This is a genomic window from Rhodococcus sp. NPDC057014 (assembly GCF_042673295.1).
GTDB lineage: Bacteria > Actinomycetota > Actinomycetes > Mycobacteriales > Mycobacteriaceae > Rhodococcus_F.
The window spans coordinates 1-4110 of sequence record NZ_JBHUSF010000501.1; the positions used below are offsets into that span (position 1 = coordinate 1).

Here is a 4110-nt window from a genome sequence, read left to right on the forward strand (position 1 = left end):
TGTGGTAATGAAAAAAAGGCTATCGCCCTGTGAGTACTTCTTAACCGCCGGCGGTTAACAAGTACTCACAGGGCGGACCAGTGATGCCACCTCAGGTCGTGGATCGCGATCACCGGTCCGTCCGGGCGGCGGTCGACGTACTGCGGATACTTCGCGGCCAGGACGTCGAGCGCGGCGGTGCCCTCGTCGGAGTCGGGGTCGAGGATCCGGGCCCGGCCGTCGACCCGCACCCACCACAGGTGGTCCCAGTTCTCGTCGTAGTGATCCACCAGCAGGGTGACGGCGGGGTTGGCGGAGATGTTCTTCAGGCGCCGCAGGGCCGTGGTGCGTTTAGGTTTGTGATCGATGCAGGAATAGATGGCGTCTGAGTCGAGCGCGAAGACGAGCGGGACGAGGTGCGGCACGCCGTCCGCCCCGACCGTGGCGAGCCGGGCGACGCGGGCGGCCGCGAATCGTGCGACAGCGTCCATCACGGCTCCATCAGGTAGTCGCCGCTCACCGGTTCGGGGAGCGCGGGGATGCCCAGCGGGCGCTTGAAGTACGCCCACGGGAACCACAACGTCCCGACCTTCTGCCAGCCGTCGGCCTCGAGTTTCTCGCGGCTGGCCAGCGCCGACGCGCGGGTGTGCTCCCACTGTTCGTCGGACTTGCGGACGGTGTGGAACAGGGTGCCGAACCCGACGGAGTGCCAGCCGTACGAGCCGGCGTGGTTGAGGATGCGCATCTCGTTGAACGCGGTCAGTGGGGTGAGCCGGCGGGTGCGGCCGTCCGGGTCCGGGTCGGGGGCGTCGCCGATCCGTTTGCCGAAGCGTTGTTGCGCCGCCTGCCGCGACATGCCGAGTGCGGCGCCGACCGTGTCCCAGCTGTGGCCGGCGGAGCGGGCGGCGGCGATCGCGGAGACCAGCAGTTCGTCGACCGACTCCCGCGCCTGCGACGTGAGCCGGACGAGGGCCAGGTAGGCGGCGGGGTCGTGGTCGAGCCCCCGGTCGATCTGGGGGTCTGCCCTGGCGATCGCGTCCGACAGCAGCTGGGTGAGCGTGGCATCCGACATCTGTCAAGTATTGGTTGACGAGATATGCACTGTCAACAAAATGTTGACTAGCCGGTGACGAGGGTGATGCCGAGGGCGAGCATCAGCGCGGCGATTCCGGCGTCGAGCACGCGCCACGCGTTCGGGCGGGCGAACACGCGATGCAGGAACTGGGCGCCGTAGCCGAGCGCGAGGAACCAGGTGACGCTCGCGGTGGCGGCGCCGAGACCGAACAGCCACCGGCCGGAATCGCCCTGGTTGTTGGCCACCGAGCCGAGCATCAGCACCGTGTCGAGGTAGACGTGCGGGTTGAGCCACGTGAGCGCGAGGCAGGTGAGGATCGACGTCGCGAGGGTCGCCGAGCCGACTTCCTTCGTGGCGTCCAGCGTTCCGGGACGCACAGCGCGGCGGGCGGCGAGCACCGCGTAGGAGACGAGGAATGCCGCTCCCGCCCAACGGATGACGGTGATGGCGGCGGGAGCGTGTGCGAGTACGGCCCCGATCCCGCTGATCCCGACGGCGATGAGCGCGACGTCGGACACCGCGCACAGCACGACCACCGGCAGGACGTGCCTGCGGACGATCCCCTGTCGCAGGACGAACGCGTTCTGCGCGCCGATCGCGACGATCAGCGACAGGCCGGTGCCGAAGCCGGCCGCCGCCGTGAGCAGGGCAGGGGTGAGGTGCATGAAAACCACGCTACGAACCCCACAGTCATCAATCCAGCTAATTATCCTTCATTGCCATTAGCATCGCTTCATATGGATCTGGACCTGTCCGCTCTCCGCACCTTCGCCGCCGTGATCGACGAAGGCACCTTCGACGCCGCGGCCCGGGTACTGCACATCACGCCGTCCGCGGTGAGCCAGCGGATCAAGGCGCTCGAGCAGCAGGTGGGACGCGTCCTGGTGCAGCGGGCCAAGCCGGTCCGGGCCACCGACTCCGGACACGTCGTGCTCACGCTCGCCCGCCAGATGGCGCACCTCGAGCGTGAGGCCATGTCTTCCCTCAATCCCGAAGAGGCGGCGACGAGCACGCTGCCGCTCGTCGTCAACGCGGATTCGCTGTCCACGTGGATGATTCCGGCTCTCGCCCGGCTGGCGCCGGAGTACCGGGCGCTGTTCCACCTGCACCGGGAGGACGAATTCCACTCGACCACCCTGCTGCGGGAGGGCACGGTGATGGCCGCGGTGACGTCCGTCCCGGAGGCGGTGCAGGGCTGCACCGTGGAGAAGCTGGGGTCGATGCGGTACCGCGCGCTGTGCAGCCGCGATTACGCCGAACGGTGGCTCCCCGACGGCCCGACCGCGGACGCCCTCGCGGTGGCACCGATGCTCGACTTCGATCGCAAGGACGAACTGCAGGCCCGGTTCCTGCGCGGATTCACCCGGCGCCGGTTGCAGCCGCCGCGGCATTTCGTGCCCGGGTCCTCGGCGTTCTCCGACGCCGTCCGCTACGGACTGGGCTGGGGACTGCTGCCGGAATTGCACACCGGCGACGACCACGGGCTCGTGGAACTCGACCCGTCCCGTCCGATCGACGTTCCGCTGTACTGGCAGCGGTGGAAGCTGGATTCGCCCATTCTCGCGGCGCTCACCACGGCGGTCCGGGACGGGGCGCGCGAAGCGTTGCGGTGACGTCCGGGTGGGCGCAACACTGGAGTCATGGACGCCGACAGCCCGATGGACCCGGTGCAGGCCCTGCGAGAGACAGCGTTCTGGCTCGAACGGTCGCGGGCGGAGACGCACCGCGTGAAGGCGTACCGGCGGGCGGCCGACGTGGTCGCCGAACTGTCCGACGAGCAGCGGGACGTCCGCGGGCGTACCGACAGCTGGAAGGACCTGCCGGGCATCGGACCGAAGACGGCGACGGTGATCCGGGAGGCGCTCGACGGGGTGCCCGTCTATCTGGCGGAACTGCGGGAGAATGCGGAGCCGATCGGCGGCGGCGCGCTGCGTCAGGCGCTCAAGGGCGATCTGCACACCCATTCGGACTGGTCCGACGGCGGCAGCCCGATCGACGAGATGATGCGCAGCGCGGCGCTCATCGGCCACGAATACTGCGCTCTGACAGACCATTCCCCACGGCTGACGGTCGCGAACGGGCTGTCGGCGGAACGGCTGCGGTCTCAGCTGGAGGTGATCGCCGAGCTGAACGAGGAACTCGCGCCGTTCCGCATCCTCACCGGCATCGAGGTCGACATCCTCGAGGACGGGTCGCTCGATCAGGATCCGGACCTGCTCGACGAACTCGACATCGTCGTCGCCAGCGTGCACTCCAAGTTGCGGGCGGAGCGCGGGGCGATGACCCGGAGGATGGTCAGAGCCGTCGAGAATCCGCTGGTGGACGTGCTGGGTCACTGCACGGGTCGTCTCGTCGAGGGCGGGCGCGGGACCAGGCCGGAGTCGACGTTCGACGCCGAGCAGGTGTTCACGGCCTGCCGCGACCACGGCACCGCCGTCGAGATCAACAGCCGTCCCGAGCGCCGCGACCCCCCGAGCCGGCTCATCGATCTGGCCATGGACCTGGGGTGTCTGTTCTCCATCGACACCGACGCGCACGCCCCGGGCCAACTCGCCTGGCAGGGTTACGGATGCGAGCGCGCGATGCGGTGCGGGGTCGACGCCGACCGCGTCGTGAACACGTGGTCCGCCGACGACCTGCTGGAGTGGGCCAAGTGACGCCTGTGCGTGGTTAACGAGTGCAGGGACTCGTCAACCACGCACGGGCCGAAGGCCCATCGTGAGCATCCCGCTCCCTGCCCCCGCGATTTCGCCTGCGGCGGGTGCCAATTCGGTTCGGGCGCGTTCGATCAGCCGAGCGTCGCCGACGGCGGCCGCGGCGTGTTCGATCAGCGACCACAGCGCCTCGACGAGCAGATCGCGCGGCGGATCGGGGATCCGGCGCAGGGCGGCCGCCGCGTCGTCCGGGCGACCGTCCGCCAGCAGGAGGTGGGGCCGCGCCCACGGCTCGTACGGTCCCCAGTCGGTGCCGGCGTCGAACGTCGCCGGCAGACCCCGCGACACCCGGAGACACAGCAGCGCCAGCGGCAGGATCCCGTGCTCGACGCCGGGCATCCC

At 69.4% G+C, this 4110-nt stretch carries 5 protein-coding genes and 1 pseudogene; 2 read left to right on the forward strand and 4 right to left on the reverse strand.

All coding sequences use genetic code 11. The features are described 5' to 3' along the window. Positions 1-65 precede the first annotated feature (65 nt). The 3 genes from ACFTZB_RS43715 to ACFTZB_RS43725 are packed head-to-tail and all read right to left on the reverse strand — an operon-like array spanning position 66 to position 1719. Entirely contained in the window at positions 66-470 is a 405-nt protein-coding gene (locus tag ACFTZB_RS43715) for a TIGR03668 family PPOX class F420-dependent oxidoreductase (RefSeq protein ID WP_378441953.1), read from the reverse strand. Further along, positions 470-1051 carry a hypothetical protein gene (locus tag ACFTZB_RS43720; protein ID WP_378441955.1) on the reverse strand — a complete coding sequence of 194 codons (582 nt, stop codon included), beginning with the start codon at positions 1049-1051 and terminating at the stop codon, positions 470-472. The genes ACFTZB_RS43715 and ACFTZB_RS43720 overlap by 1 nt, the downstream gene beginning before the upstream one ends. Positions 1052-1098: 47 nt before the next feature. After that, positions 1099-1719 (reverse strand): LysE/ArgO family amino acid transporter, encoded by a 621-nt coding sequence (locus ACFTZB_RS43725; RefSeq protein WP_378441957.1) that lies wholly within the window; start codon positions 1717-1719, stop codon positions 1099-1101. A 72-nt stretch (positions 1720-1791) separates the two neighbouring features. Between ACFTZB_RS43725 and ACFTZB_RS43730 the strand changes: the two genes are divergently transcribed. Continuing rightward, positions 1792-2667: a LysR family transcriptional regulator ArgP gene (locus tag ACFTZB_RS43730; RefSeq protein ID WP_378441960.1), complete on the forward strand. Its 876-nt coding sequence runs from the start codon at positions 1792-1794 to the stop codon at positions 2665-2667. 45 nt (positions 2668-2712) lie between these two features. Beyond that, positions 2713-3711: a PHP domain-containing protein gene (locus tag ACFTZB_RS43735; protein ID WP_072942652.1), complete on the forward strand. Its 999-nt coding sequence runs from the start codon at positions 2713-2715 to the stop codon at positions 3709-3711. A gap of 33 nt (positions 3712-3744) precedes the next feature. Here ACFTZB_RS43735 and ACFTZB_RS43740 read toward each other — a convergent pair. Continuing rightward, a pseudogene (locus ACFTZB_RS43740) lies at positions 3745-4110 on the reverse strand (SARP family transcriptional regulator); the annotation flags it as partial.

Coding starts and splice junctions, on each gene's coding strand:
- ACFTZB_RS43715 (WP_378441953.1), bottom strand. CDS start 470: ATGGACGCTGTCGCACGATTCGCGGCCGCCCGCGTCGCCCGGCTCGCC.
- ACFTZB_RS43720 (WP_378441955.1), bottom strand. CDS start 1,051: ATGTCGGATGCCACGCTCACCCAGCTGCTGTCGGACGCGATCGCCAGG.
- ACFTZB_RS43725 (WP_378441957.1), bottom strand. CDS start 1,719: ATGCACCTCACCCCTGCCCTGCTCACGGCGGCGGCCGGCTTCGGCACC.
- ACFTZB_RS43730 (WP_378441960.1), top strand. CDS start 1,792: ATGGATCTGGACCTGTCCGCTCTCCGCACCTTCGCCGCCGTGATCGAC.
- ACFTZB_RS43735 (WP_072942652.1), top strand. CDS start 2,713: ATGGACCCGGTGCAGGCCCTGCGAGAGACAGCGTTCTGGCTCGAACGG.